The 23,906-nt window shown below is 63.4% G+C and carries 19 protein-coding genes and 1 pseudogene; 8 read left to right on the top strand and 12 right to left on the bottom strand.

The window, feature by feature from the left end:
- The first annotated feature begins 39 nt into the window (after positions 1-39).
- The 4 genes from D3880_RS09440 (at position 40) to D3880_RS09425 (ending at position 5,174) form a co-directional block, all read left to right on the top strand.
- Complete coding sequence (locus D3880_RS09440; protein WP_119893213.1) at positions 40-543, top strand: ureidoglycolate lyase; 504 nt, start codon at positions 40-42, stop codon at positions 541-543.
- A gap of 50 nt (positions 544-593) precedes the next feature.
- Entirely contained in the window at positions 594-1,916 is a 1,323-nt protein-coding gene (locus D3880_RS09435; protein WP_119893212.1) for a urate hydroxylase PuuD, read from the top strand.
- A 317-nt stretch (positions 1,917-2,233) separates the two neighbouring features.
- On the top strand, positions 2,234-3,592 hold the full coding sequence (locus D3880_RS09430; protein ID WP_119893211.1) for a nucleobase:cation symporter-2 family protein: 1,359 nt from the start codon (positions 2,234-2,236) through the stop codon (positions 3,590-3,592).
- A gap of 727 nt (positions 3,593-4,319) precedes the next feature.
- Positions 4,320-5,174, top strand: coding sequence for an outer membrane protein OmpK (locus D3880_RS09425; RefSeq protein ID WP_119893210.1), 855 nt, complete (start codon positions 4,320-4,322; stop codon positions 5,172-5,174).
- 284 nt (positions 5,175-5,458) lie between these two features.
- On the opposite strand, the gene D3880_RS09420 is transcribed toward D3880_RS09425, so the two are convergent.
- The 11 genes and pseudogenes from D3880_RS09420 to moaA form a co-directional block, all read right to left on the bottom strand.
- Positions 5,459-6,520 (bottom strand): protein-glutamate methylesterase/protein-glutamine glutaminase, encoded by a 1,062-nt coding sequence (locus tag D3880_RS09420; protein WP_119893209.1) that lies wholly within the window; start codon positions 6,518-6,520, stop codon positions 5,459-5,461.
- A gap of 10 nt (positions 6,521-6,530) precedes the next feature.
- Positions 6,531-7,136, bottom strand: a complete 606-nt coding sequence (gene cheD / locus D3880_RS09415) for a chemoreceptor glutamine deamidase CheD (RefSeq protein WP_119893208.1) — start codon at positions 7,134-7,136, stop codon at positions 6,531-6,533.
- Positions 7,133-7,981 (bottom strand): CheR family methyltransferase, encoded by an 849-nt coding sequence (locus D3880_RS09410; protein ID WP_119893207.1) that lies wholly within the window; start codon positions 7,979-7,981, stop codon positions 7,133-7,135. The genes cheD and D3880_RS09410 overlap by 4 nt, the downstream gene beginning before the upstream one ends.
- A gap of 163 nt (positions 7,982-8,144) precedes the next feature.
- A pseudogene (locus tag D3880_RS09405) lies at positions 8,145-10,184 on the bottom strand (methyl-accepting chemotaxis protein).
- A 96-nt stretch (positions 10,185-10,280) separates the two neighbouring features.
- Complete coding sequence (locus tag D3880_RS09395; RefSeq protein WP_119893205.1) at positions 10,281-10,766, bottom strand: chemotaxis protein CheW; 486 nt, start codon at positions 10,764-10,766, stop codon at positions 10,281-10,283.
- Complete coding sequence (locus tag D3880_RS09390) at positions 10,753-12,516, bottom strand: chemotaxis protein CheA (RefSeq protein ID WP_119893204.1); 1,764 nt, start codon at positions 12,514-12,516, stop codon at positions 10,753-10,755. Before D3880_RS09390 ends, D3880_RS09395 begins: the two co-directional genes overlap by 14 nt.
- A gap of 21 nt (positions 12,517-12,537) precedes the next feature.
- Positions 12,538-12,903: a response regulator gene (locus D3880_RS09385; RefSeq protein WP_119893203.1), complete on the bottom strand. Its 366-nt coding sequence runs from the start codon at positions 12,901-12,903 to the stop codon at positions 12,538-12,540.
- Between the two features lie 222 nt (positions 12,904-13,125).
- Positions 13,126-14,199, bottom strand: a complete 1,074-nt coding sequence (locus D3880_RS09380; protein WP_420800867.1) for a methyl-accepting chemotaxis protein — start codon at positions 14,197-14,199, stop codon at positions 13,126-13,128.
- A gap of 230 nt (positions 14,200-14,429) precedes the next feature.
- Positions 14,430-15,257 (bottom strand): substrate-binding periplasmic protein, encoded by an 828-nt coding sequence (locus D3880_RS09375; RefSeq protein ID WP_238474423.1) that lies wholly within the window; start codon positions 15,255-15,257, stop codon positions 14,430-14,432.
- A 245-nt stretch (positions 15,258-15,502) separates the two neighbouring features.
- Complete coding sequence (locus tag D3880_RS09370) at positions 15,503-16,861, bottom strand: 8-oxoguanine deaminase (RefSeq protein ID WP_119893200.1); 1,359 nt, start codon at positions 16,859-16,861, stop codon at positions 15,503-15,505.
- A 170-nt stretch (positions 16,862-17,031) separates the two neighbouring features.
- Positions 17,032-18,027: a GTP 3',8-cyclase MoaA gene (moaA, locus tag D3880_RS09365; protein WP_119893199.1), complete on the bottom strand. Its 996-nt coding sequence runs from the start codon at positions 18,025-18,027 to the stop codon at positions 17,032-17,034.
- A gap of 425 nt (positions 18,028-18,452) precedes the next feature.
- Here moaA and D3880_RS09360 point away from each other — a divergent pair, with 425 nt between their 5' ends.
- Entirely contained in the window at positions 18,453-19,091 is a 639-nt protein-coding gene (locus tag D3880_RS09360) for a TetR/AcrR family transcriptional regulator (protein ID WP_119893198.1), read from the top strand.
- 144 nt (positions 19,092-19,235) lie between these two features.
- Here the strand turns inward: D3880_RS09360 and D3880_RS09355 are convergent, their stop codons facing one another.
- Positions 19,236-19,676 (bottom strand): GlcG/HbpS family heme-binding protein, encoded by a 441-nt coding sequence (locus D3880_RS09355; protein ID WP_119893197.1) that lies wholly within the window; start codon positions 19,674-19,676, stop codon positions 19,236-19,238.
- A 339-nt stretch (positions 19,677-20,015) separates the two neighbouring features.
- Here D3880_RS09355 and gcl point away from each other — a divergent pair, with 339 nt between their 5' ends.
- From gcl to D3880_RS09340, 3 genes are all read left to right on the top strand, one after another.
- Complete coding sequence (gene gcl / locus D3880_RS09350; RefSeq protein ID WP_119893196.1) at positions 20,016-21,791, top strand: glyoxylate carboligase; 1,776 nt, start codon at positions 20,016-20,018, stop codon at positions 21,789-21,791.
- Between the two features lie 124 nt (positions 21,792-21,915).
- Entirely contained in the window at positions 21,916-22,698 is a 783-nt protein-coding gene (gene hyi, locus D3880_RS09345) for a hydroxypyruvate isomerase (RefSeq protein WP_119893195.1), read from the top strand.
- A 141-nt stretch (positions 22,699-22,839) separates the two neighbouring features.
- A complete protein-coding gene (locus D3880_RS09340) occupies positions 22,840-23,730 on the top strand; it encodes a 2-hydroxy-3-oxopropionate reductase (RefSeq protein WP_119893194.1) in 891 nt (296 codons plus the stop codon).
- Positions 23,731-23,906: the final 176 nt, after the last annotated feature.

Genomic DNA, 23,906 nt, shown 5'->3' with positions numbered 1-23,906 from the left:
TGGAAGAGGGGGAAACAGAAACGAACAAGCAGAACCAGCATGCGCAAACTGATAATCGAGCCGCTGACTAAAGAAGCCTTCGCCCCCTTCGGTGACGTGATCGAAACCGACAACAGCGACTACTTCATGATCAACAACGGCTCCACCCGCCGCTATCACAAACTGGCCACGGTCGAGACCGCGCAGCCGGAGGATAAGGCGATCATCAGCATCTTCAGTGCCGAGGCGCTGCAGATGCCGCTGCGCATCCGCATGCTGGAGCGCCATCCGCTGGGCAGCCAGGCCTTCATTCCGCTGCTCGGCAACTCCTTTCTGGTCGTGGTCGCGCCACTTGGCGATGCACCTGTACCGGGCCTGGTCCGTGCCTTCCTCTCTAATGGCAGGCAGGGCGTTAATTACCATCGCGGCGTCTGGCACCACCCGGTGCTGACGATCGAAAAGCGGGATGACTTCCTGGTGGTTGATCGCAGTGGTTCTGGCAACAACTGCGATGAGCACTTCTTCACCGAGGACGAGCAGCTCCTCCTCGACCCCCACCAATAAGAGAAGACCCAAAGCCGGCGTGCCGGTGACGGGAGAAAGAGGAAACAACTGTGGAAGCACATCTGATTGAATGGCTGAACCTGGGCATTCGTTGGGTACACATGATCACCGGCATTGCCTGGATCGGTGCATCGTTCTACTTCGTCTGGCTGGAGAACAATCTCAACCGCGCCAACCCGCGCGACGGGCTGTCCGGTGACCTGTGGGCTATCCATGGTGGCGGTATCTACCACCTGGAGAAGTACAAGCTGGCCCCGCCGAAAATGCCGGACAACCTGCACTGGTTCAAATGGGAGGCCTACTTCACCTGGATGTCGGGCGTTGCCCTGCTGATGGTGGTCTATTACCTCAACCCGAGCCTGTACCTGATCAAACCGGGCGTCGAGCTCGCCCCGGCGGCGGCCATCGCCATCGGCTTCGGCTCGCTTATCGTCGGCTGGTTCGTCTATGCCTTCCTCTGCGACTCGCCGCTGGGCAAGAAGCCGGCGCTGCTCGGCCTGGTGCTGTTCATCCTGGTCATCGCCGCAGCCTGGGGCTATGCTCAAGTGTTCAGCGGCCGGGGCGCGTACATCCACGTCGGCGCGCTGATCGGCACCATCATGGTCGGCAACGTGTTCCGCGTCATCATGCCGGCCCAGCGTGCACTGGTTAAGGCGATCGAGGAGAACCGCACGCCGGACCCGGTGCTGCCGGCCAAGGGCCTGCTGCGCTCGCGCCACAACAACTACTTCACCCTGCCGGTGCTGTTCATCATGATCAGCAACCACTTCCCGAGCACTTACGGCAGTGAGTACAACTGGCTGATCCTGGCCGGGATCGCGGTGATCGCGGTACTGGTGCGTCACTACTTCAACACCCGCCACGACAGCAACAAGTTCGCCTGGACCCTGCCGGCTGGCGCAGTGGGCATGCTCTGCCTGGCCTTCGTCACCGGCCCCAGCCTGCAACCGACCACGGTCGAGAGCGTGAGCAAGGTCCAGGAGCTCGAGTACCAGCCGCTGCCGGCAACCGCCATCGGTGGCAAGACTGCCGAGCAGCTGGAACAGGAGCAGGCCGCCAAGCCCGCCGCCCCGGCCAGCGCCGCAGCTCCCGCCCAGGCCCAGGCCGCCGGCCCGGCCTTCGCGAAAGTGCATAGCGTGATCCAGGAACGTTGCACGGTCTGCCACTCGGCCAAGCCGACCAGCCCGATGTTCAGCGCTGCCCCGGCCGGGGTGATGTTCGATACGCCGCAGCAGATTCAGCAGCTGGCGCCGAAGATCCAGGCGCAGGCGGTGGCCTCGCAGATCATGCCGCTGGGCAACATCACCCAGATGACCCCGGAAGAGCGTGAACTGATCGGCCAATGGATCGCCCAGGGCGCCCATACCGACTGAACCCACGAACTGGCTGTTACTACCGTCGCAGCCAGGAGTTTCAGGCCCGCCAACCGGCGGGCCTCTTTTTAAGTGCTGCCGCGCAGAGGAGATATTCCAGGAGCTCAGGACCAGATTGAAGTCGATCCGGGTGACCGTCAGGTCAGCGGATGCTTACAAAAATGTATACAGAAAGCGTTTGCAGACAACACACGCCGTATCGCTAAACTCCCGCCCCACCCTTCGGGCCGGAGGGTACGTCGGATGCTCGATACCCGCTGCCTGATCATTCCTGTGATCGCCAGTAACCCGACAACAATAAAAAGCCGAGGTAATTTATGTCCGAGACAACCGCCTGTCCCGCCCCCGCCGGAACTGTCTCGCCGGTCGATCAACGCCTGCCCTTGCTGCAACTGCTGCTGGTGGGTTTCCAACATGTCCTGCTGATGTATGGCGGCGCCGTCGCCGTGCCGCTGATCGTCGGTCAGGCCGCCGGCCTGTCGCGTGATGAAATCGCTTTCCTGATCAACGCCGACCTGCTGGTCGCCGGCATCGCCACCCTCATCCAGTCCCTTGGCATCGGCCCGGTGGGCATCCGCATGCCGGTGATGATGGGCGCCAGCTTCGCCGCGGTCGGCAGCATGGTGGCGATGACCGGGATGCCCGGCGTCGGCATGCCCGGTATCTTTGGCGCCACCATCGCCGCCGGCTTCTTCGGCATCCTGATCGCCCCGTTCATGAGCCGCATCGTGCGCTTCTTCCCACCGCTGGTAACCGGCACGGTGATCACCTCGATCGGCATGTGCCTGTTCCCGGTGGCGATCAACTGGGCCGGTGGTGGCAAGGACGCGGCCAACTTCGGCGCCCCGGAGTTCCTCGCCCTGTCGTCATTGGTACTGATCAGCATTTTGCTGATCAACCGCTTCATGAAGGGTTTCTGGGTCAACATCTCGGTGCTGCTCGGCATGGGTCTGGGCTACGCGATCGCCGCCTGCATGGGCATGGTCGATCTCGGCGGTATGAGCGAACGGCCCGTGTTCGACGTAGTCACGCCGCTGCACTTCGGCATGCCGGAATTTCATCTGGCGCCGGTGCTTGCCATGTGCCTGGTGGTGGTGATCATTTTCGTCGAGTCCACCGGCATGTTCCTCGCCTTGGGCCAACTCACCGATACCGAGATCACCCCACAGCGCCTGCGCCGCGGCTTGCTGTGCGACGCCAGCGCCTCGTTCATCGCCGGCTTCTTCAACACTTTCACCCACTCATCGTTCGCCCAGAACATCGGCCTGGTGCAGATGACCGGCGTACGTAGCCGCTACGTCACCGCCGCCGCCGCACTGTTCCTGATCGCCCTCAGCCTGCTGCCGAAGGCCGCCTTCCTGGTCGCCTCGATCCCGCCGGCGGTACTCGGCGGCGCCGGCATCGCCATGTTCGGCATGGTCGCCACCAGTGGCATCCGCATCCTCCAGGAGGCCGACATCAGCGACCGCCGCAACCAGTTGCTGGTTGCCGTGAGCATCGGCATGGGCATGGTGCCGGTGGTGCGTCCGGACTTCTTCGCCCATCTGCCGCACTGGCTGGAGCCGATCACCCACAGCGGCATCGCCATGACCGCGCTCTGGGCCATCACGCTCAACCTGCTGTTCAACATGCTCGGCGAAAATCGCGCGCACCTCTGCGGCAATCACTGCAACTAAGCCGCAAGGCGGACCGCCGGCCTGCGGCGGTCCGCTCCTTCCCCCTTCCCCTTTCCGAAGGCTCTGTTCCAGTCAGGTGTTGGCGATGTCGTAGCCCGGATGCAATCCGGGGTGCAGCCTCCCCTGCCCTGTGGGCTGTCAGCCCATGACGAACCTGTAGCGAATTCATTCGCGAAAGGCTTGGCACCGCCTTTAGCCCCGGTTCGCGGATAAATCCGCTCCTACCAAAAGCACTGACCCACGCAACACGCAACTGGGACATAGTCTTTCCGCCCCCCCGCAGGCTGCGTCGTGCGCGCCCGCACGTTCCGCCTCGCGCCGTCAGCACCACAAAATTTGTGCACAATTCAGTAAACAAATTGTTATCACACTGCCTACAAATTGATATAGTCGGCACATCCTGACCCGGCGGACAACTTTTATCCGCCTGGCACCGGCCTCCAAGGCTGGCGACAAGCCCAAGACCGAATAACAACAAACGGCAGGCTGACTGATGAGCACACACACAGCGCGCGGCGCCTCTTTCCGCGCATCCGGACAGCGCTCCGGCTACCGACGCCCGCGCGGCACGCCCGCTGCCGACGCCACGCCCCCATTCCGTTCCCCCTGACCGACCACGCCTTTGCGCATGCCAGATCCATCTGCGCGTGCGCCGGGGCGCGGCCGGTCGCGGGCGACGTTGCGTTCGCACCATCCATAACAACATCGATCTGGAGATCCACCACTGATGAACCGTTCTCTTCCCACCCTGATGCTGGCCGGCGGCCTGGCCTTCGGCGCCCAAGCGATGGCCGGCGACCTACTGCAATGGCAGGACAACAGCCTGACCTACCTGTACGGCGAAAACTTCCAGCGGATGAACTTCAACGAAGAAGAGCAGCGCACCCAGACCACCTTCACCTTCGAGCACGCCAGCGGCTGGGCCTGGGGCGATGTGTTCTACTTCGCCGACTACATCCGCGCCGACAACCTGCAGTCGCGCGGCAGCTTCGCCAACAACAGCTTCCGCCAGCATGAGAAGAACAGCTTCTACTACATGGAATTCCAGCCGCGCGTCAGCCTCAGCTGGCTGACCGGCCAGGACCTCTCGGTCGGCCCGATCAAGGACGTGAAAGCGGCCTTCACCCTGGAAAAAGGCGACGGCGGTCCCGGCACCGAGAACTACCTGTACGGCATCGGCCTGGACTGGGACGTACCCGGCTTCGCCTTCCTGCAGACCAACCTGTACCAGGTGAAGATCAACAACCAGGTGTTCTTCGCCGACCAAAACAGCAACGGCTACGCCACCCAACTGACCATCGCCGGCGCCTACCCCTTCGCCATCGGCAACCAGAGCTTCCTGGTCGACGGTTTCATCGACTGGCGCTCCCCCTCCGACGAGGCCAACACCCAGACCTCGCTGGGCTCGTCCATCCAGATCAAGTGGGATGCCGGCAAGCAGCTGTTCGGCGAGGAGCGCAAGCTCTACGTCGGCACCGAGCTGAACATGTGGCACAACAAGTACGGGGTGAAGCCGGTCGACGGCTCCACCGACGGCTTCGACCAGACCGCCGTGCAGGCGCTGGTCAAGTACCACTTCTAAGAGCCTGTCTCGGATCTCGCGAGCTAGAGCCAGACAAGGCGCAACGCAGTAACAGCCGAAGGCTGGTCAAAATGGCCGAGGAAGCGGAGTTTACGAGCTGTAAATGAGCATGACTCGCTGCGCTCACCCCGTCGGGGCCGCGCTAAAGCGCGTTAGCCACAAGTGGCTTGCCGAGGCCATTTTTAACGCCATATGGCCGACGCGCAGCAGATCGTAAACAGGCTCTAAGACTCCGCTGCACAAACAAGGCGCCTACGGGCGCCTTGTTTTTCACTGCCTCCAACTCAGACGCGATTGCCGCCTCCGCGCTTGCGCGCCTGCGCCAGCAAGGCCGGGGCAATCGCCGCAAGCGGCAACACTTCCTCCGCCGCCCCGATCGCCGCCGCTTCACGCGGCATGCCGTAGACCACGCAACTGGCTTCGTCCTGGGCCAGGGTGTAACCACCGGACTGGCGGATATCCAGCAAGCCCTGAGCCCCATCGCGGCCCATCCCGGTGAGCAGCGCGGCAATCAGGTTGCGCCCGGCACAGCGGGCCGCCGAGTGGAACATCATGTCCACCGCCGGCCGATGGCCGTTGACCGGCGGCGCGTCGGAAAGCCGCGCCACGTAGTTGGCGCCCGAACGGCTCACCAGCAGATGCCGGCCGCCCGGGGCGATCAGCGCATGGCCGGGCAGAATGCGGTCGCCGTCCTTGGCTTCGCTGACAGTGAGGCGAGTGAGGCGATTCAAACGCTCGGCGAACGAGCGGGTGAAACCGGCCGGCATGTGCTGGGTGATCACCACGCCCGGGCAGTCCGCCGGCAACCCCAGCAGCACCTCCTTGATCGCCTCGGTACCGCCGGTGGATGCGCCGATGGCGAGCAGCTTTTCCGTGCCGACGATCGGAGCCGCCGGCGCCAGCGCCTCTACCACCGCAGGTCGCGCAACAGCCGCCCGCTTGAGCAGCCGCGCGCCGGCGGCCACCTTGAGCTTGGCACGAATCTCATTGGCATACGCCTGCATGCCTTCACTGATGCCCAGCTTGGGTTTGCTGACGAAGTCGATGGCGCCCAACTCCAGCGCCCGCAGCGTTGCTTCGGAACCCTGTTCAGTGAGCGAGGAGATCATCACCACCGGCGTCGGCCGCGCCCGCATCAGTTTTTCGAGGAAGGTCAGGCCATCCATGCGCGGCATTTCCACATCCAGAGTGATCACGTCCGGTGCATGCTTGTTGACCAGATCGCGCGCCACATAGGCATCAGCCGCCACGCCCACCAGCTGCAATTGCGAATCGGCCTGGATGATCTCGCTGAGCAGACTGCGGATCAGCGCCGAGTCGTCAACCACCAACACCTTGATCGGCATCTCCAGCCTCCTAGAACAGATCGATCGGCCCGGTCAGAGCGGCGCGCTGGATGCTCAGATCCAACTCCTGCTCACGCTCCAACAGGGTGCTGTTGTGCAGACGCCTGAGCGTCTTCACCAACACCCGGCCATTGGCCGGAAAGTAGTAGACCTTGCGCGGATGGTTCCCCAGCACGTCCTCGGCGAGCACAGGAATACCCTGAGCATGCAGGTAGTCATGGACGAACGCGACGTTGTGCTGGCCGACATCGTTCTCAGTCATGTCTGGCAGCACACAACCGCCGCCGAACACCTTGGCCTCGAACTGTTCGCGCTGCGCGCCGAGCCTGAGTACTAGATTGATCAGCAGCTCCATGGCGAACACACCGTAACGTGCCGAGTCAGCTGCCTGCAGGTACCCATCGACCTGGCCCGGCAGCATGAAATGGTTCATGCCACCGATGCCACTGCAGCGATCGCGCAGACAAACCGAGACACAGGAACCGAGCACGGTGACGATCAGCTGGTCATCGCCCGTGGCGTAGTACTCGCCGGGCAGAATCTTCACCGCCTCGCTGGCGAAGTACGGGTCGTAATAGCGGGTTTGCGCCAGGGCGCTGGGTTGCTCGATGATCATGCGTGCACCGCCAATACGGGCTGATAGGCCGAGCGGCTGACCAGCTTCACCACGTGACTGGCATGCATGAAGCTTTCCGAATGCCCGGCGAAGAACAGGCCGTCCGGCCGCAGCAGCCGCACCATGCGTTCCAGCAGGCGGGCCTGGGTCGGCTTGTCGAAATAGATCATCACGTTGCGGCAGAAAATCGCGTCCAGCCCGCCCGGAATACCCCAGTTAGCCTCCAGCAGGTTGATCTGGCGGAACTCCACCAATTGCCGCAACTCAGGCACCACGCGCACCTTGCCGGCGTTGCTCGCCGTGCCACGTTGCAAGAAGCGCTGCTTCAGCGCCGGCGCCAGCTGCGCCACCCGCTCCTCCGGATAGATGCCCTGGCGCGCATAGTCGAGCACGCCGGTATCGATATCCGAGGCAATGATCTGTACCGGCGCGGCAAAGCTGCCAAACACCTCGACCAGGGTCATGGCCATGGAATAAGGCTCCTCCCCGGTACTCGAGGCCGCCGACCAGAAACGCAGTGGCCGCCCCTCCTTGGCCCGCAGGCGTGCCAGCGTGGCGAGCTGATCGAAATGGTGAGATTCGCGGAAGAAGGCGGTGAGGTTGGTGGTCAGGGCGTTGACGAATTGCTGCCACTCTTCCGAGTGCCGTTCGAGGAAGGCCAGATACTCGCTGAAGCTGCACAGCTGCAGGCAACGCAGACGCCGGGCCAGCCGGCTGTAGACCATCTGCGCCTTGCTCGGCGCCAGGCTGATGCCCGCCTTCTGGTAAAGCAGACGCCGCACCCGCTCGAAATCTTCGAGGGTATAGCCGAACTCATGTGCACCGATTATCGCGCTGCTGCTCATGCCATTGTCGCCCGAACCCTACTGCGGTCCCTTGAGATGCAGTGCATTTCACACTTCACAGACACAACAACCAGGCTCGGCCTGCAGCGCCAATCAGGCGGCAGGCCGAGTGACCCTCCTGGCTAGGGTCTGTTGGCGGTTCGCGACGAAACGTCAACAGACCCTAGAACTCCTGCCATTCCTCTTCCTTGGCCTTAGCGCTACGCGGCACCGCCTTGGTCTTGCGCAGTGCCCCAGCAACCTTACCCGCAGGAGTGCTGTTCGCCGTGCTGGTCGTGCCGCGCGCACCGGCCTGCCCGGCATCGAGCTTGAACACCGCCACCGCCTGCGACAGCACTGTGGCCTGTTCCTGCAAGGCGCCGGCGGAAGTAGCCGCCTCCTCCACCAGACCGGCGTTCTGCTGGGTCATCTCGTCCATCTGGCTGACCGCGCCGTTGATTTCCTCGATGCCCCGGCTCTGCTCGGACGACGCCGCGGCAATCTCGGCCATGATGTCGGTGACCCGTTTGATCGCCACGACGATGTCGCTCATGGTCTGCCCGGCTTGCGCCACCAGGGTGTTGCCGTTCTCCACCTTGCTCACCGAGTCGGAAATCAGCGTCTTGATTTCCTTGGCCGCGGCCGCCGAGCGCTGCGCCAAGGTCCGCACTTCCCCGGCCACCACGGCAAAGCCGCGGCCTTGCTCGCCGGCCCGCGCCGCTTCGACGGCGGCGTTCAGGGCGAGGATGTTGGTCTGGAAGGCGATCCCGTCGATCACGCCGATGATGTCGGAGATCTTGCGTGCCGACTCGTTGATCGACGACATGGTGGTGACCACCTTCTGCACCACGTTGCCGCCCTCGGTGGCGACCTCGGAGGCGTTGACCGCCAAGGAGTTGGCCTGCCGGGCGTTCTCCGCATTGAGCTTAACGGTGCTGGTCAGCTCCTCCATGCTCGAGGCGGTTTCCTCCAGTGAGGCGGCCTGCTGCTCGGTGCGCGTCGACAGCTCGGCGTTACCCGAAGCGATTTCATTGGCTGCCGTGCTGATGGTGTCCGCCGACTCGCGGATCTGCCCGAGCATGCTCGACAGGCTGTCCGTCGTTTCGTTGGAGAAGTCCTTGAGCTCACCAAAGGTGCCCTGATACTCCGCCACGATGCGCTGGGTCAGATTGCCCTGGGCCAGGGCGCCCAAGACGCGCGACACGTCCTTGAGGCCGCGGTCGGCGGTATCCACCAGCACGTTCAGGCCCTTGGCCATCTGCAGGAAGAAGCCATCCTTGTTTTCTTCGCTGATGCGCTTGCTGAAGTCACCGGCAGCCGCGGCCTCGACCAGCCCGGAAACCTCCTGCTCGGCACGCACTTCCTCGGTACGGTCGACCCACTGCACCGCCGCCCCCAGACGCTCGCCGCCATCGCTGAACACCGGCACCACATCCAGGGAGAAGCGCCGCCCGCCCAGGCTCAGTTCGGCCTTATGCACGCCGGTGAGGTTGGCCAGGATGTGGCGTTGGTGCGACGGATTCTTGTGGAACACGTCGATGTTCGCGCCCATCAGGTTGGCGGTGCTGAAATTCGGCAATTGCTTGCGAATATCCGCCTCGGCCTTGCCGAGCATCTCTTTCAGCGTGCGGTTCATGTAGATGATGCGCAGGTCGGTATCGGCGATCATCACGTTGGCCGAAACGTTATCCAGCGCACTCTTGATCCGCGCATTCGCGGCGGCGATGGTCCTGGCCTCGTCGGCCGCATCGGCAGCCGCCTTCAAGCCGTTGCGCACGCCATCGATCGCCTCGGTGATTTGCGCCTTCTTGCCCGGCAGGCGATCCATGGGCGTGGAAAAAACGCCCTGACCGTAGGCCGTGACCACCTGCACCACCTTCATCTTGACCGCGATGTGCGCCGCCACCAGGGCGTTGATGCCCGCCGCGACACGCGCGTGACTGCCGCTGAACTAGGCGGGTGCGATGATTTCGTCGATCCAGCCCTCGTCATGCTTGGCGGTCATCTGCACCAGCGCCTGCTCCAGCTGCTCGCTCTGGGCGACGTCCGCGCGTTGCCGACGCAGCGACTGCTGCAGGTTGGCCAAGGCGTCGTAGACGCTGCTGTAAGTCGGATTGCTGTTGACGATGGGCTGGTCGAGATGGCCTTCGGCCAGGGATTGAATGATGCCGGCGACCTGCTTGGCGAGAAGCTGCGCTTGCGCATTGCTGTTGAACAAACCCATGTGAATCCCCTGCATGTTTATTGGTTTAACTGGGATAAATCTATGGTTGAGCTTGCTGCGATCTAAAAACCGTCCACGAGTGGCTGCGTGTCTATGTCAGGACGCAGCCTCCTCGACCAGCGCCATCTCACGGCTGGTCATCAGTTTTTCGATGTCCACCAGAATCAGCATGTTGTCGTCGGCACTGGCCAGGCCGAGCAGATACTCGGTATCGAAGTTCGAGCCGAACTCCGGCGGCGGCTTGATCTCCTCGCTGGCCAGGGCAATCACGTCCGACACCGAATCCACCACCGCACCGACGATGCGCCGGCCGATGTTGAGGATGATCACCACGGTGAATTCGTCGTAGGTCACGCTGGCGAGGTTGAACTTGATGCGCAGGTCGACGATCGGCACGATCGCCCCGCGCAGGTTGATCACGCCTTTGATGAAGGCCGGGCTGTTGGCTATCGCGGTGACCTGGTCGTAGCCTCGGATCTCCTGGACGCGGAGGATGTCGATGGCGTACTCCTCGCGGCCAAGCGTGAAGGTGAGGTACTCCTGGGCCTGCTGAATGGCCAGCTCCGCATTACTCGCATTCATGCATCGGTTCTCCTTTCGCCGCCAGACGCGGCAGTGCGTCGACATCGAGGATCAGGGCCACGCTGCCGTCGCCCATGATGGTGGCGCCGGCGATTCCCTCAATCCGGCGGAAGTTCTGTTCCAGACTCTTGATCACCACTTGCTGTTGGCCGACCAGTTCATCCACCTGCAGGGCGAAGGGCCGCCCCTCGGCTTCGAGGATCACCACGATCGCCCGCTCCGCCCGCTGTGCCGGGCTGCTCACGCCGAGCAGGTCCTGCAGGCTGAGCAAGGGCAGGTATTCGCCGCGCACGCAGATCAGCGCGCCCTCCTCGCCACCCAAGCCCTTGATGTCCTCGGTCCGTGGCTGCAGCGATTCGACGATGTAGGTCAGCGGGATGACATAGTTGACCCCGGTGACCGAGACGATCATGCCGTCGAGGATCGCCAGGGTCAGCGGCAGGCGAATGGCGATGCGCGTGCCCATGCCGGCGACCGATTCGATATCGATGCGCCCGCCCATGGATTGAATGTTGCGCTTCACCACGTCCATGCCGACGCCTCGGCCGGAAAGGTCGGTTACCACTTCCGCGGTGGAGAACCCGGGCATGAACACCAGTTGCCAGACCTCCGCATCGGCCATGCCGTCATGCACCGGCAGGCCCTTCTCCTGGGCCTTGGCGAGGATGCGCTCGCGAGACAACCCGCGACCGTCATCGGAAATCTCGACCACGATGTTGCCGCCCCGGTGGAAGGCCGCGAGACGCACCGAACCTGTCGCCGGCTTGCCGGCGGCCAGGCGCTGTTCGGCGGTTTCGATACCGTGGTCGATGCTGTTGCGCACGATATGGGTCAGCGGGTCGCTGAGACGCTCGATCACGCTCTTGTCCAGCTCGGTATGCTCGCCCTGCAGATGCAGCTCCACCTGCTTGCCGAGCTTGGTCGCCATATCGCGCACCAGCCGCGGGAAGCGGCTGAAGATGCAGCTGATCGGCAGCATGCGGATCGACATCACCGACTCTTGCAGGTCGCGGGTGTTGTGTTCGAGTTGCGCCAGGGTCTGGTGGATGCGCTCGTACAGCGCCGGATCGAGCTGATCGCCGAGCTGGTTGAGCATGGCCTGGGTGATCACCAGCTCGCCGACCAGGTTGATCAGGCTGTCGATCTTCTCGACGCTGACGCGGATCGAGCTGGACTCGCCCTCGGCGGCGGCAGGCTTGCTGCTCGCGACCACGACCGGCGCCGCCACCGGCACCACAGCCGGCGTTCCGGGGGCGTCGTCGAAGAAGCCGAAGGCCTCGTCCTCGGCTGCCGCTTCCGCAGGCGCACCGGGCGCATCATCGAAGCAGCCGAAATCGTCCTCACCGGTCGCCGCAACGGCAGGCGCTTCCAGCAACTCGCGCAGGCGGCCGATGATGTCGGCCATCGGAATCTGCGGATCCGGTTGCTGGTAGCGGTGGGCATCGAGCAGGCGCTGGAGCACGTCGCGGGCCAGCAGACAGGTGTCGACCATCTGCGCGTGCAGGGCGAGCTGTCCGGAACGCACGCGATCCAGCAGGGTTTCCAGCTCGTGGGTGACGGCGGTCAGGTCGTCGAAGCCGAACATGCCGCTGGAGCCCTTGATCGAGTGCGCCGCGCGAAAGATGCTGTTGAGCTCCTCGCGGTCGGGCTGCTCGAGGTCAAGCCCCAGCAACAGCAGTTCGAGTCGGCTCAAGTGCTCTTCGGCCTCCTCGAAGAACACCTGGAGAAACTGGCTCATTCCTTCAGTCATGAGATCCGTCTCGCTGGTTGGTCAGGGCAGGACTTTCTTGGTCACTTCCAACAGCTTGGGCGCATCGAAAGGCTTGACCAGCCAACCGGTCGCACCGGCGGCGCGCCCTTGCTGCTTCATGGCATCGCTGGACTCGGTGCTGAGCATCAGGATTGGCGTGGCGCGATAAGCCGGCAGCCCGCGCAGGCTGCGAATCAGGCTGAGGCCATCCATGTTCGGCATGTTCTGGTCGGTGAAGACCAGGTTGTAGGACTTGCTCTGCGCCTTACCCAGGCCGTCCTTGCCATCTACCGCTTCGTCCACCAGATAGCCGGCGGACTTCAGGGTGAAGCTCAGCATCTGCCGGATGGATGCCGAGTCGTCGACGATCAATATCTGCTTACTCATGCGTGGAGCCCTCCGTGGCACGGTATGCCCCGGCCTTGGGCCGGGAAAGGAAGCAGTGATGTGAACAGCAATTCGAGTCAGTAGTGGCCGGATATCAAACTAATGGCCAATTGACATAACTTGTAATAGATCGCAGTTCGTGAATCGTCCAGCTATTGGCGCCAATATTTCGCTATTTTTCACTTCCCCGCTGGCCTGAGCCTGGCAGGTGTATCGCCAGGCTCAAAAAAGCTCGACTTCACCGGCACTGAGTTTGTTCTGACTGACCGGATCACTGCGGTCACGGGCGAGCTCACGGCTATCCGCCTCCATGCGCTGGGCCCAGGACTCGACCGGCTGGCCAGCCAAAGCACCGAGTCCAGTGGCGAACTCGGCGAGCTTGCCGGAGTGCTTGCGGATCTGCCCCAGCAGCTGGCTGCTCATGTCCTGAAATTGCAGGGCGGTGACGGCAACATTGACCCCCTGGCCAATTTCCTGGGAAAGGCGGTCACATTCATGCACCACCTGCAGAGTGTGGCGGTTCATCGCCTCCAGATCCGCCAACATGCCATGCACTTGCTGCTTGGCATCCAGGGCGAAACTGGTGTCCTTGTCCGCCAGTTGGCTGATGGCCTGCTCGGCATCGCGGATTTCCCGGTACACCACATCCACATGCTGGCGGATCTGCTGGGAAAAATTGCTCGAACGGTTCGACAGCGCGCGCACTTCATCGGCCACCACCGCGAAACCGCGACCGCTCTCCCCCGCACGCGCCGCCTCGATGGCCGCGTTCAGCGCAAGTAGATTGGTCTGCTTGGCGATGGCATCCATATCGTCGGTGTACTGCAGGATTTCGCCGATCTTCTGCGTCACCCGCTCCATACGCTGGACCAGCTCAAGCGAGGTCTTGCTGGTTTCCAGGGTGGCCTCGACGAACAGTCCGAGGGTGTGCCGGGTGGTGGCGATGAACTCCTGGAAATTGATCGAGTCGCTCTCTTGGCCCTCGCCATAACGTTCGATCAAGGAGTGCGAGTGATTGCGCTGCTGCTCCACACAGGACACCAGCAGGTAGAAGCTGTCGGTCAGCTTGACGATGGCATCCTGTAGCAGGCTGTCGACCTGCTCGCTATGGCGCTGCAGTTGCCCGCTGCGTTCGCCAATGGCCTGCTGCGCCGCAGACCAGGGCAAGACCAGCTCCAACTCCTCGACTGGAGCGGGTATCCGCCTTACCAGGCCGACACCAGATAGGACCAACAACAGCGTGCCGATCCCGCCGAGCAGCAGACTCAGCCAAGGCGCCGCCCCCAGCCACAGCATCCCGCCACACAGCAGCCAGGGCAATGAGGACAGCCCGAGCCGCACGGGCAACGATTGCAGGGTCAATAAGCTCGGAGAACTCTCGCGCATCGCATACTCCCTTACCTGGATGACAACCACATAGCCTTTTAGGTTTGCATCGGCACCGGAGTGTAAAACTAGAGGGGCAACTCAGTGATAGCAAATTGACACTCTAGTTTCTGTCACTGCCGCCCCATTTTCGCCTGCATTCAACCGTTCTTGGCGGCCTGTTCCTTGGCACGCTGGCGCTTGATGAAATCGACTTTCCACTGTTCCATGCCGAGGAACTCGGAGCTGATGTTCTCCTCCACTCGATATTTGCTCTTGAGCGCCTCGACCTCCTGACGGTGCTCGCCGAGAAAGCGGTTGAAACGCTCGACCAGCTGCGGGTGCTTGAGCGTCGACAGCTGATAGGTACCGCGGCTGTAGGGCAGACTCGGGTCGAACACCAGCGCGTTGGGCGAACTGCTGCGGTAGTTGAGGTAGTGAATCGCCACCTCGACGTTGTAGTAGGCGCCGTCGGCCTGTTGCTTGAGCGTGCCGCGGATCAGCTCGCGCAGGCTGCCGTTGTCCACCCGAGTGATGTGGCCCGAGCCGATGGCCTCGCGGTATTGCTCGGGCGTCCAGCCCTTCACCACCGCCAGGCGCTTGAGCAGCTGGATGTTCTTGCCCAGGCGGCTGGGCGCCACCATCACCCCGTCGATGAACGCCACGATGTCGCCGCTGTAGCTCAGGTTTCTGCCGGCCTTGAGGTCTTTGGCCCAGTAGGGGCTGTCCGGGTATTTCAGATCGACGCGCCCAGTGAGCAGCTCGTCCAGCAGGTTGGCCGGCTCGACTGGCTTATAGGTCAGCTCGATCCCGGCGTCACGGGCGAACAGGTCGAGCAGGTCGCGGGAAAAGCCGCGGTAGCTGCCCTGCTGATCGACAGTGAAATAGGGCTCGAACTCGGCCTTCTCGACGCCCACCACATAGGACTCGGCGCTGGCCGCGCAAGGAATCAGGCTGGCGAGCAGCCAATAGCGGAATAAGGACTTCACAACACTCTCCATGATCGGTGAATGCCTTGGAACTCCGGGCGGTAACACCCGCCAAGGCGACGGCCAACACAATCAAGTTTCGGGCCAATTCCTGACCCAATGGACAACTTATTGAGGCACGCATGGCTCCGTAGGTTGGCGCTGAGCGCAGCGAAGCCCAACGGCGTGGCCGAGTTTGACTAAGGCACTGCGACGATCACCGCTCGTTGGGCTTCGTCGCTGCGCTCCTCAACCCAACCTACACATCACTCCCCGGCCACCAGTTGCCGCGCCAGGCGGTTGTGGCGTTCCAACACACGTGGCAGGTCGACGGTGGTGAGCTGCCCCGCCTTCACCACCACCTGACCGTTGATCACGCTGTGGGAGACCTGGGTCGGCGCGCAGAACACCAACGCCGCCAGCGGATCGTGCAAGGCGCCGGCGAAGGCGATCTGCTTGAGGTCGAAGGCGACGAAGTCGGCCGCCATGCCCGGCGCCAACGCCCCGATGTCGTCGCGGTTGAGCACCTTGGCGCCGCCGAGGGTGGCGATCTCCAGCGCTTCGCGGGCGGTCATCGCGTCCGGACCGAAACCGACGCGCTGCAGCAGCAGGGCCTGGCGCACCTCGCCGATCATGGTCGCGCCGTCGTTGGAGGCCGAGCCGTCGACGCCGAGGCCAACCGGCACGCCGGCGTCGCGCATCTTGCGGATCGGCGCGATGCCCGAAGCCAGGCGCATGTTCGAGCAGGGGCAATGGGCGACGCCGGTGCCGGTGCGCGCGAACAAGTCGATGCCATGCTGGTCGAGCTGTACGCAGTGGGCATGCCAGACGTCATGGCCGACCCAGCCGAGGTCTTCGGCGTATTCGGCCGGGGTCATGCCGAACTTCTCGCGGCTGTAGGCGATGTCGTTGACGTTCTCGGCCAGGTGGGTGTGCAGCGACACACCGTACTGGCGCGCCAGCACCGCCGCCTCGCGCATCAGGTCGCGGCTCACCGAGAACGGCGAACAGGGCGCGACCACCACGCGCAGCATCGAACCGTGGTTGGCGTCGTGGTAGTCCTCGATCAGGCGCTGCGATTCCTTGAGGATGTCGGCCTCCTTCTCCACCACCGAGTCTGGCGGCAGGCCGCCCTGGCTACGGCCGACACTCATGCTGCCGCGCGCGGCATGGAAGCGCATGCCGATCTCCTTGGCGGCGTGGATGCTGTCGTCCAGCTTGCAGCCGTTGGGGTAGATGTACAGGTGATCACTGGAAGTGGTGCAGCCGGAGAGGATCAGCTCGGCCATGGCCGTCTGGGTCGACACCGCGATCATCTCCGGGGTCAGCCGCGCCCAGATCGGGTAGAGGTTGGTCAGCCAGTTGAACAGCTCGCCATCCTGTGCCGCCGGCACCACCCGAGTGAGGCTCTGGTACATGTGGTGGTGGGTGTTGACCAGGCCGGGGATGACGATATGGCCCTTGAGGTCGAGCACCTCGTCGGCCACTTGCGGCAACTCGGCGCTGGGGCCCACCTGTTTGATCAGGTTGTCCTCGATATACAGGCCGCCTTGTTTGATCTCGCGGCGCTGGCCGTCCATGGTCACCAGTAGATCGGCGTTTTTCACCAGAAGCGTCTTAGCCATGCAAATAGTCCTCGGCCCTTGGGCGGGCGATGTTGTTGTCGAAGATTAGAAAGTGGGACCGGAATTCTTGGGATCGAGCGCAGCGGTTCTGACAAGGCGCTTCAGCGAAGACAGTACGAGTAGTACGGCGAGATGAAGCAACGCAGTCAGAACGATTCCGAGGGTTCCGGTCAGCCGCCGGTCATGCTCATGAAGCGAACGACCTGCACCTGCTCGTCGGCATCGAACCAATGCCGCTCGGGCTTCAAGCGCAGCGCGTCGATCAGCGCCGCGCGCAGGCGCTCGCTGTCGCCGGGATGACGACGGATCAAGGCCTTGAGGTCCAGCGCGCCGTCGTGGCCGAGACAGAGCACCAGCTTGCCCTCGGCGGTGACGCGCACGCGGTTGCAGTCGCCGCAGAAGTTGCGGCTGTGCGGGGAGATGAAACCGACCTGGGTGTCGCTGCCGAGCACCTGCCAGTAGCGCGACGGCCCGCCGGTGCGGTGGCTGCTGGGCAGCAGCTCGAAGCGCTGCGCCACCCGCTCGCGCACCTCGTCGCTGCTGCACAGGGTGTGCTTGCGTTCGTGGCTGGAAATGCTGCCCAGCGGCATCTCCTCGATGAAGCTGATGTCGATGCCCTGCTCCACCGCGAAGGCCACCAGATCCTGCACTTCGTCGTCGTTGCGGCCCTTCTGCACCACGGTATTCAGCTTGATGCGGCGGAAACCGGCGTGGCGCGCCACGGCGATGCCGTCGAACACCTGGTCGAGCTTGTCGCGGCGGGTGAAGGCGGCAAAGCGCTCGCGTTGCAGCGAATCGAGACTGATGTTCAGGCGGGTGACGCCGGCGTCGCGCAGGTCCGACGCCAGGTGCGCCAGCTGCGAGCCGTTGGTGGTGATCGCCAGGTCGTCCAGCTCGCGGCGCGCGCCGAGGCGGCCGAGCAGACTGAGCAGGTTCTTGCGCACCAGCGGCTCGCCGCCGGTGATGCGGATACGCTTCACGCCGAGGCCGATGAAGGCGTCGGCCACGGTATAGAGCTCTTCGAGGGAAAGGATCTGCGCCCGCGGGGCGAAGACCATGTCCTCGCTCATGCAGTAAGTGCAGCGAAAATCGCAACGATCGGTGACCGACAAGCGCAGGTAGGTGATACGCCGGCCAAAGGGGTCGAGCAAAGCGTTGTCTTGCATCTTGGAGTTCTGCCGCAACACACGCCGGAACGGGACTTCGGCGACATGGACGGATGCCGAATAAAAACAGAAAAAAACAATCCTGTATACAAATTCCCCTTGGCAATTTCGCCACCGCGGCTGCCCAGTGCAGCGGTTGAGGCTCCGGAATAGCCGGTGCTACCATGCCCGACCGCCTATCTCAGCCAATGTGAAAACGTCACGAGCGAAGGTTAGGCAAGGCACAAACAGGCGAGGACGCGCAGTTTACGCGTTGTAAATGAGCAGTACTCGCTTCGCTCGCCCCTTCGGGGCCGCGCTAAAGCGCGTTAGCAGCAAGCTGCTTTCCGAGCCTGTTTGTAACGCTGCATAACCGAGTGCAGTAGTTTTCACACTGGCTGAGTTGCCGCAGGTTGCGGCGAGAGATATGGAGCCTGAGGGGGCTTATGAGCAGTATTCGCGAGCGCAATAAAGAACAAATCCTGCGCGCGGCCAGTGAAGAGTTTGCCGACAAGGGCTTCGCCGCCACCAAGACCAGCGACATCGCGGCCAAGGCTGGCTTGCCCAAGCCCAATGTCTACTACTACTTCAAGTCGAAAGAGAACCTCTACCGCGAGGTGCTCGAGAGCATCATCGAGCCGCTGCTGGCGGCCTCCGCGCCATTCAACGAAGACGGCCATCCGGCGCAGGTGCTCAAGGCCTACATCCGCTCGAAGATCCGCATTTCCCGCGAGCTGCCCTACGCCTCCAAGGTGTTCGCCAGCGAAATCATGCACGGCGCGCCGCACCTGTCGGCGGAACAGATCGAGCAACTCAATGCCCAGGCCAAGCACAACATCGGCTGCCTGCAGCGCTGGATCGATCAGGGTCTGATGGCCAAGGTCGACCCCCATCACCTGGTGTTCAGCATCTGGGCCGCAACCCAGACCTACGCCGACTTTGATTGGCAGATCTCCACGGTCACCGGCAAGGCCAAGCTCGACGATGCCGACTACGAGGCCGCCGCCGAAACCATCATCCGCCTGGTGCTCAAGGGCTGCGAGGTGGCCGAGCCGGTCGCCAGCGAGCAGGTGAAAAGCGCCTGATCATTCCGGCCCGGACACGAAAAAGGCGCGATTCGATCGCGCCTTTTTCGTTATCGCTGTTTGTAGGATGGGTTGAGCGCAGCGATACCCATGCGGCCAGATTGATGGGTAGCGCGTTGCTCAACCCATCCTACGATTCCAGCATCACACCGCTACGCCGGCATCGGCCTTCAGCCCCGCGGCCTCGACACCACTGATCGCACACTGCTCGTCGATGTCCGAAGTGTCGCCGCTGATGCCAATGGCACCGATCACCTCACCGCGCTCATCACGGATCAGCACGCCGCCCGGAGCCGGCACCAGGTTGCCATCGGCCAGGTTGTTCACCGCGCCGATGAAGGCCGGGCGCTGCTGGGCGTCGGCGGCAATCAGCCGCGAGCCCTTGCCCAGGGCCACCGCGCCCCAGGCTTTGCCGATGGCGATTTGCGGCCTGAGCATGCTGGCGCCGTCCTCGCGCAGCAGACTGATCAGATGACCACCGGCATCCAGCACCGCAATGGTCAGGGGCGCCGCCCGCAGCTCGCGGCCGGTGGCCTGGGCGCGCTGGGCGATGTGGGTGGCGGTTTCCAGGTTCAACGTGCTCATCGTTTATGCCTCTTGTAGTGGATAAGACCTGTTGCTGCGTCCGTGGCCGGCGTGACCTTGTGGCCAAAAACGACCGTACGGGCGCCGAAATGGATTTTTTCCACTATCCCACCTAAAACAAAAAACTCAATAGATAGATACAATTTTAATTGTTATTGTATACATCTAAGTAGACGGCCACCTAAGCCCCCCTTCAGCCCTGCTCAAACGGCCGTTTTAAAAGAACTTTCCCTGCCCGGACTTGCCGCCGAAAAATTCTTGACCGCCAAGTCGAGGGCTGCATAGAATCCGACCACAGCTGTTTTGTATACAATCTGATAACAAAAGAGGCACAAGATTATGGCCAGAATGAGAGCAATCGAGGCAGCCGTCCTGGTGATGCGCCGCGAAGGCGTCGACACCGCGTTCGGCATCCCCGGCGCCGCCATCAACCCGTTGTACGCAGCGCTGAAGAAACTCGGCGGTGTCGACCACGTCCTGGCCCGCCACGTTGAGGGCGCCTCGCACATGGCCGAGGGCTACACCCGCACCAACCCGGGCAACATCGGCGTGTGCATCGGCACCTCCGGCCCGGCCGGCACCGACATGGTCACCGGTCTGTACTCGGCCTCCGCCGACTCCATCCCGATCCTCTGCATCACTGGCCAGGCGCCGCGTGCGCGCATGCACAAGGAAGACTTCCAGGCCGTCGACATCACCAGCATCGTCAAGCCGGTGACCAAGTGGGCGACCACCGTGCTGGAGCCGGGCCAGGTGCCCTACGCCTTCCAGAAGGCCTTCTATGAAATGCGCAGCGGCCGCCCCGGCCCGGTGCTGATCGACCTGCCGTTCGACGTGCAGATGGCCGAGATCGAATTCGATATCGACGCCTACGAGCCGCTGCCGCTGGCCAAGCCGGCTGCCACCCGCGCCCAGGCCGAGAAGGCCCTGGCGATGCTCAACGCTGCCGAGCGCCCGCTGATCGTTTCCGGTGGCGGCGTGATCAATGCCAACGCCTCGGACAAGCTGGTGGAGTTCGCCGAGCTGACCGGCGTTCCGGTGATCCCGACCCTAATGGGCTGGGGCACCATCCCCGACGACCACCGGCTGATGGCCGGCATGTGCGGCCTGCAGACCTCACACCGCTACGGCAACGCCACCCTGCTGGAATCGGACATGGTGTTCGGCATTGGCAACCGCTGGGCCAACCGCCACACCGGCTCGGTGGACGTCTACACCGCCGGCCGCAAGTTCGTCCACGTCGACATCGAACCGACCCAGATCGGCCGCGTGTTCAACCCGGACCTGGGCATCGTCTCCGACGCCGGCGCCGCGCTGGACGCCTTCCTCATCGTTGCCCGCGAGTGGAAAGCCGCCGGCAAGCTGAAGGACCGCAGCGCCTGGGTCGAAGCCTGCCGCGAGCGCAAGCGCACCCTGCAGCGCAAGACCCACTTCGACAACGTGCCGGTCAAGCCGCAGCGCGTGTATGAGGAGATGAACGAGGCGTTCGGCAAGGACACCTGCTACGTCAGCACCATCGGTCTGTCGCAGATCGCCGGCGCGCAGTTCCTGCACGTCTACAAGCCGCGCCACTGGATCAACTGCGGCCAGGCCGGCCCGCTGGGCTGGACCGTGCCGGCGGCGCTGGGCGTGGTCAAGGCCGATCCGAGCCGTCAGGTCGTGGCGCTGTCCGGCGACTATGACTTCCAGTTCATGATCGAAGAGCTGGCCGTCGGCGCGCAGTTCAACCTGCCATACATCCACGTGCTGGTGAACAACTCCTACCTGGGCCTGATCCGCCAGGCGCAGCGCGGCTTCGAGATCGACTACTGCGTGCAGTTGGCGTTCGACAACATCAACGCGCCGGAGCTGAACGGCTATGGCGTCGACCACGTCGCGGTGGTCGAGGGTCTGGGTTGCAAGGCGATCCGCGTGTTCGACCCGAACGAGCTGCAGGCCGCCTTCGCCCAGGCCAAGGAATTGATGCAGAAGCACCGCGTGCCGGTGGTGGTGGAAGTGATCCTCGAGCGGGTCACCAACATCTCCATGGGTACCGAGATCAACGCCGTCAACGAGTTCGAGGAACTGGCCGAGCGCGGCGCCGACGCGCCGACCGCCATCTCGCTGCTGGACTAACGCAGAACCAGTCCCCTCTCCCATTCATGGGAGAGGGTTAGGGAGAGGGCCGCGCTGTCAGCCCCCCTCTCCCCCGGCCCCTCTCCCGCACGCGGGAGAGGGGAGACAAACAGAGGAGCCAACCATGCCCCGTTTTGCCGCCAACCTGTCCATGCTGTTCACCGAAGTGGACTTCCTGGACCGCTTCGCCGCCGCCGCCGATGCTGGCTTCGCTGGCGTCGAATACCTGTTCCCCTATGACTTCCCGGCCGCGGAAATCAAGGCGCGCCTGACCGCCAACCGGCTCGAGCAGGTGCTGTTCAACCTGCCCGCCGGTGACTGGGCCAAGGGCGAGCGTGGCATCGCCTGCCACCCGGACCGCGTCGAGGAGTTCCGCGAAGGCGTGGACAAGGCCATCGCCTACGCCCAGGTGCTGGGCAACAGCCAGATCAACTGCCTGGCCGGCATCCGTCCGCAGGGCTACGACTGCGCGACCATCAAGCAGACCTTCGTCGACAACCTCAAGTACGCCGCAGGCAAGCTCGAGGCCGCCGGGATCAAGCTGGTCATGGAAATGATCAACACCCGCGACATCCCCGGCTTCTACCTGAGCACCACCAAGCAGGCCCTGGAGATCCGCGAAGCGGTCGGCAGCGCCAACCTGTTCCTGCAGTACGACATCTACCACATGCAGATCATGGAAGGTGACCTGGCCCGCAGCCTGGAAGGCAACCTGGCGGTGATCAACCACGTGCAACTGGCCGACAACCCGGGCCGCAACGAGCCGGGCACCGGCGAGATCAACTACCGCTTCCTGTTCGCCCACCTGGACCGCATCGGCTACCAGGGCTGGGTCGGCTGCGAGTACAAGCCGCTGACCACCACCGCCGCCGGCCTCGGCTGGCTGAAAACCCATAACGCCGTTTGACCGCGCACCGTTCGTAGGATGGGTGGAGCGAAGCGATACCCATCGAGCCAGGCCCAGCGCCCAGTGATGGGTATCGCAGGCTCAACCCATCCTACGAGACTCGGCCCACAACAGACATCACGACACCAGGAGAACTTCCTCATGGCAAAAATCGGATTTATCGGCACCGGCATCATGGGCAAGCCCATGGCTCAGAACCTGCAGAAAGCCGGCCACACCCTGTTCCTCTCCGAGCACCACGACCCGGCCCCGGCCGACCTGATCGAAGCCGGCGCCATCGCCCTGGCCAACCCGAAGGAAGTGGCCCAGGAAGCCGAGTTCATCATCGTCATGGTCCCGGACACCCCGCAGGTCGACGACGTGCTGTTCCGCAAGGACGGCGTGGCTGAAGGCGTCGGCGCCGGCAAGGTGGTGATCGACATGAGCTCGATCTCCCCCACCGCCACCAAAGTCTTCGCCGAGAAGGTCAAGGCCACCGGCGCCGCCTACCTGGACGCCCCGGTGTCCGGCGGTGAAGTCGGCGCCAAGGCCGCGACCCTGAGTATCATGGTCGGCGGTTGCCCGAACGCCTTCGAGCGCGCCCTGCCGCTGTTCCAGGCGATGGGCAAGAACATCACCCGCGTCGGCGGCAACGGTGACGGCCAGACCGCCAAGGTCGCCAACCAGATCATCGTCGCCCTGAACATCCAGGCGGTCGCCGAAGCCCTGCTGTTCGCCGCCAAGAACGGCGCCGATCCGGCCAAGGTGCGTGAGGCGCTGATGGGCGGCTTCGCCGGCTCGAAGATCCTCGAAGTGCACGGCGAGCGCATGATCAAGGGCACCTTCGATCCGGGCTTCCGCATCAGCCTGCACCAGAAGGACCTCAACCTGGCGCTGGCCGGCGCCCGCGAGTTGGGCCTCAACCTGCCCAACACCGCCAACGCCCAGCAAGTGTTCAGCACCTGCGCGGCCATCGGCGGCAGCAACTGGGACCACTCGGCGCTGATCAAGGGCCTGGAGCACATGGCCAACTTCTCGATTCGCGAGAAGTAACCACAAGAGCCTTTCCACGACCGAGCGAGCTAAGGCGAGACAAGGAAAAAGCAGCCGAGGAAGCGCAGTTTACAGCTGTAAATGAGCATTCCGAGGCTGTTTTTGACGCCGTATCGCCGACGCGCAGCCGGTCGTGGGAAGGCTCGCAGACTGGCAGGCAACGCGAGGGGACCGTC

The organism is Pseudomonas cavernae, assembly GCF_003595175.1.
In the GTDB taxonomy this organism is placed as follows: Bacteria; Pseudomonadota; Gammaproteobacteria; order Pseudomonadales; family Pseudomonadaceae; genus Aquipseudomonas; species Aquipseudomonas cavernae.
This window is presented reverse-complemented; position numbering and strand designations above follow the sequence as displayed.

Excerpts from the sequence above, each read along its gene's own strand:
- D3880_RS09440 (WP_119893213.1), top strand. The coding sequence starts at position 40 with ATGCGCAAACTGATAATCGAGCCGCTGACTAAAGAAGCCTTCGCCCCC.
- D3880_RS09430 (WP_119893211.1), top strand. The coding sequence starts at position 2,234 with ATGTCCGAGACAACCGCCTGTCCCGCCCCCGCCGGAACTGTCTCGCCG.
- D3880_RS09425 (WP_119893210.1), top strand. The coding sequence starts at position 4,320 with ATGAACCGTTCTCTTCCCACCCTGATGCTGGCCGGCGGCCTGGCCTTC.
- D3880_RS09420 (WP_119893209.1), bottom strand. The coding sequence starts at position 6,520 with ATGCCGATCAAGGTGTTGGTGGTTGACGACTCGGCGCTGATCCGCAGT.
- cheD (WP_119893208.1), bottom strand. The coding sequence starts at position 7,136 with ATGATCATCGAGCAACCCAGCGCCCTGGCGCAAACCCGCTATTACGAC.
- D3880_RS09410 (WP_119893207.1), bottom strand. The coding sequence starts at position 7,981 with ATGAGCAGCAGCGCGATAATCGGTGCACATGAGTTCGGCTATACCCTC.
- D3880_RS09395 (WP_119893205.1), bottom strand. The coding sequence starts at position 10,766 with ATGAATGCGAGTAATGCGGAGCTGGCCATTCAGCAGGCCCAGGAGTAC.
- D3880_RS09390 (WP_119893204.1), bottom strand. The coding sequence starts at position 12,516 with ATGACTGAAGGAATGAGCCAGTTTCTCCAGGTGTTCTTCGAGGAGGCC.
- D3880_RS09385 (WP_119893203.1), bottom strand. The coding sequence starts at position 12,903 with ATGAGTAAGCAGATATTGATCGTCGACGACTCGGCATCCATCCGGCAG.
- D3880_RS09380 (WP_420800867.1), bottom strand. The coding sequence starts at position 14,199 with ATGCTGTGGCTGGGGGCGGCGCCTTGGCTGAGTCTGCTGCTCGGCGGG.
- D3880_RS09370 (WP_119893200.1), bottom strand. The coding sequence starts at position 16,861 with ATGGCTAAGACGCTTCTGGTGAAAAACGCCGATCTACTGGTGACCATG.
- moaA (WP_119893199.1), bottom strand. The coding sequence starts at position 18,027 with ATGCAAGACAACGCTTTGCTCGACCCCTTTGGCCGGCGTATCACCTAC.
- D3880_RS09360 (WP_119893198.1), top strand. The coding sequence starts at position 18,453 with ATGAGCAGTATTCGCGAGCGCAATAAAGAACAAATCCTGCGCGCGGCC.
- D3880_RS09355 (WP_119893197.1), bottom strand. The coding sequence starts at position 19,676 with ATGAGCACGTTGAACCTGGAAACCGCCACCCACATCGCCCAGCGCGCC.
- gcl (WP_119893196.1), top strand. The coding sequence starts at position 20,016 with ATGGCCAGAATGAGAGCAATCGAGGCAGCCGTCCTGGTGATGCGCCGC.
- hyi (WP_119893195.1), top strand. The coding sequence starts at position 21,916 with ATGCCCCGTTTTGCCGCCAACCTGTCCATGCTGTTCACCGAAGTGGAC.
- D3880_RS09340 (WP_119893194.1), top strand. The coding sequence starts at position 22,840 with ATGGCAAAAATCGGATTTATCGGCACCGGCATCATGGGCAAGCCCATG.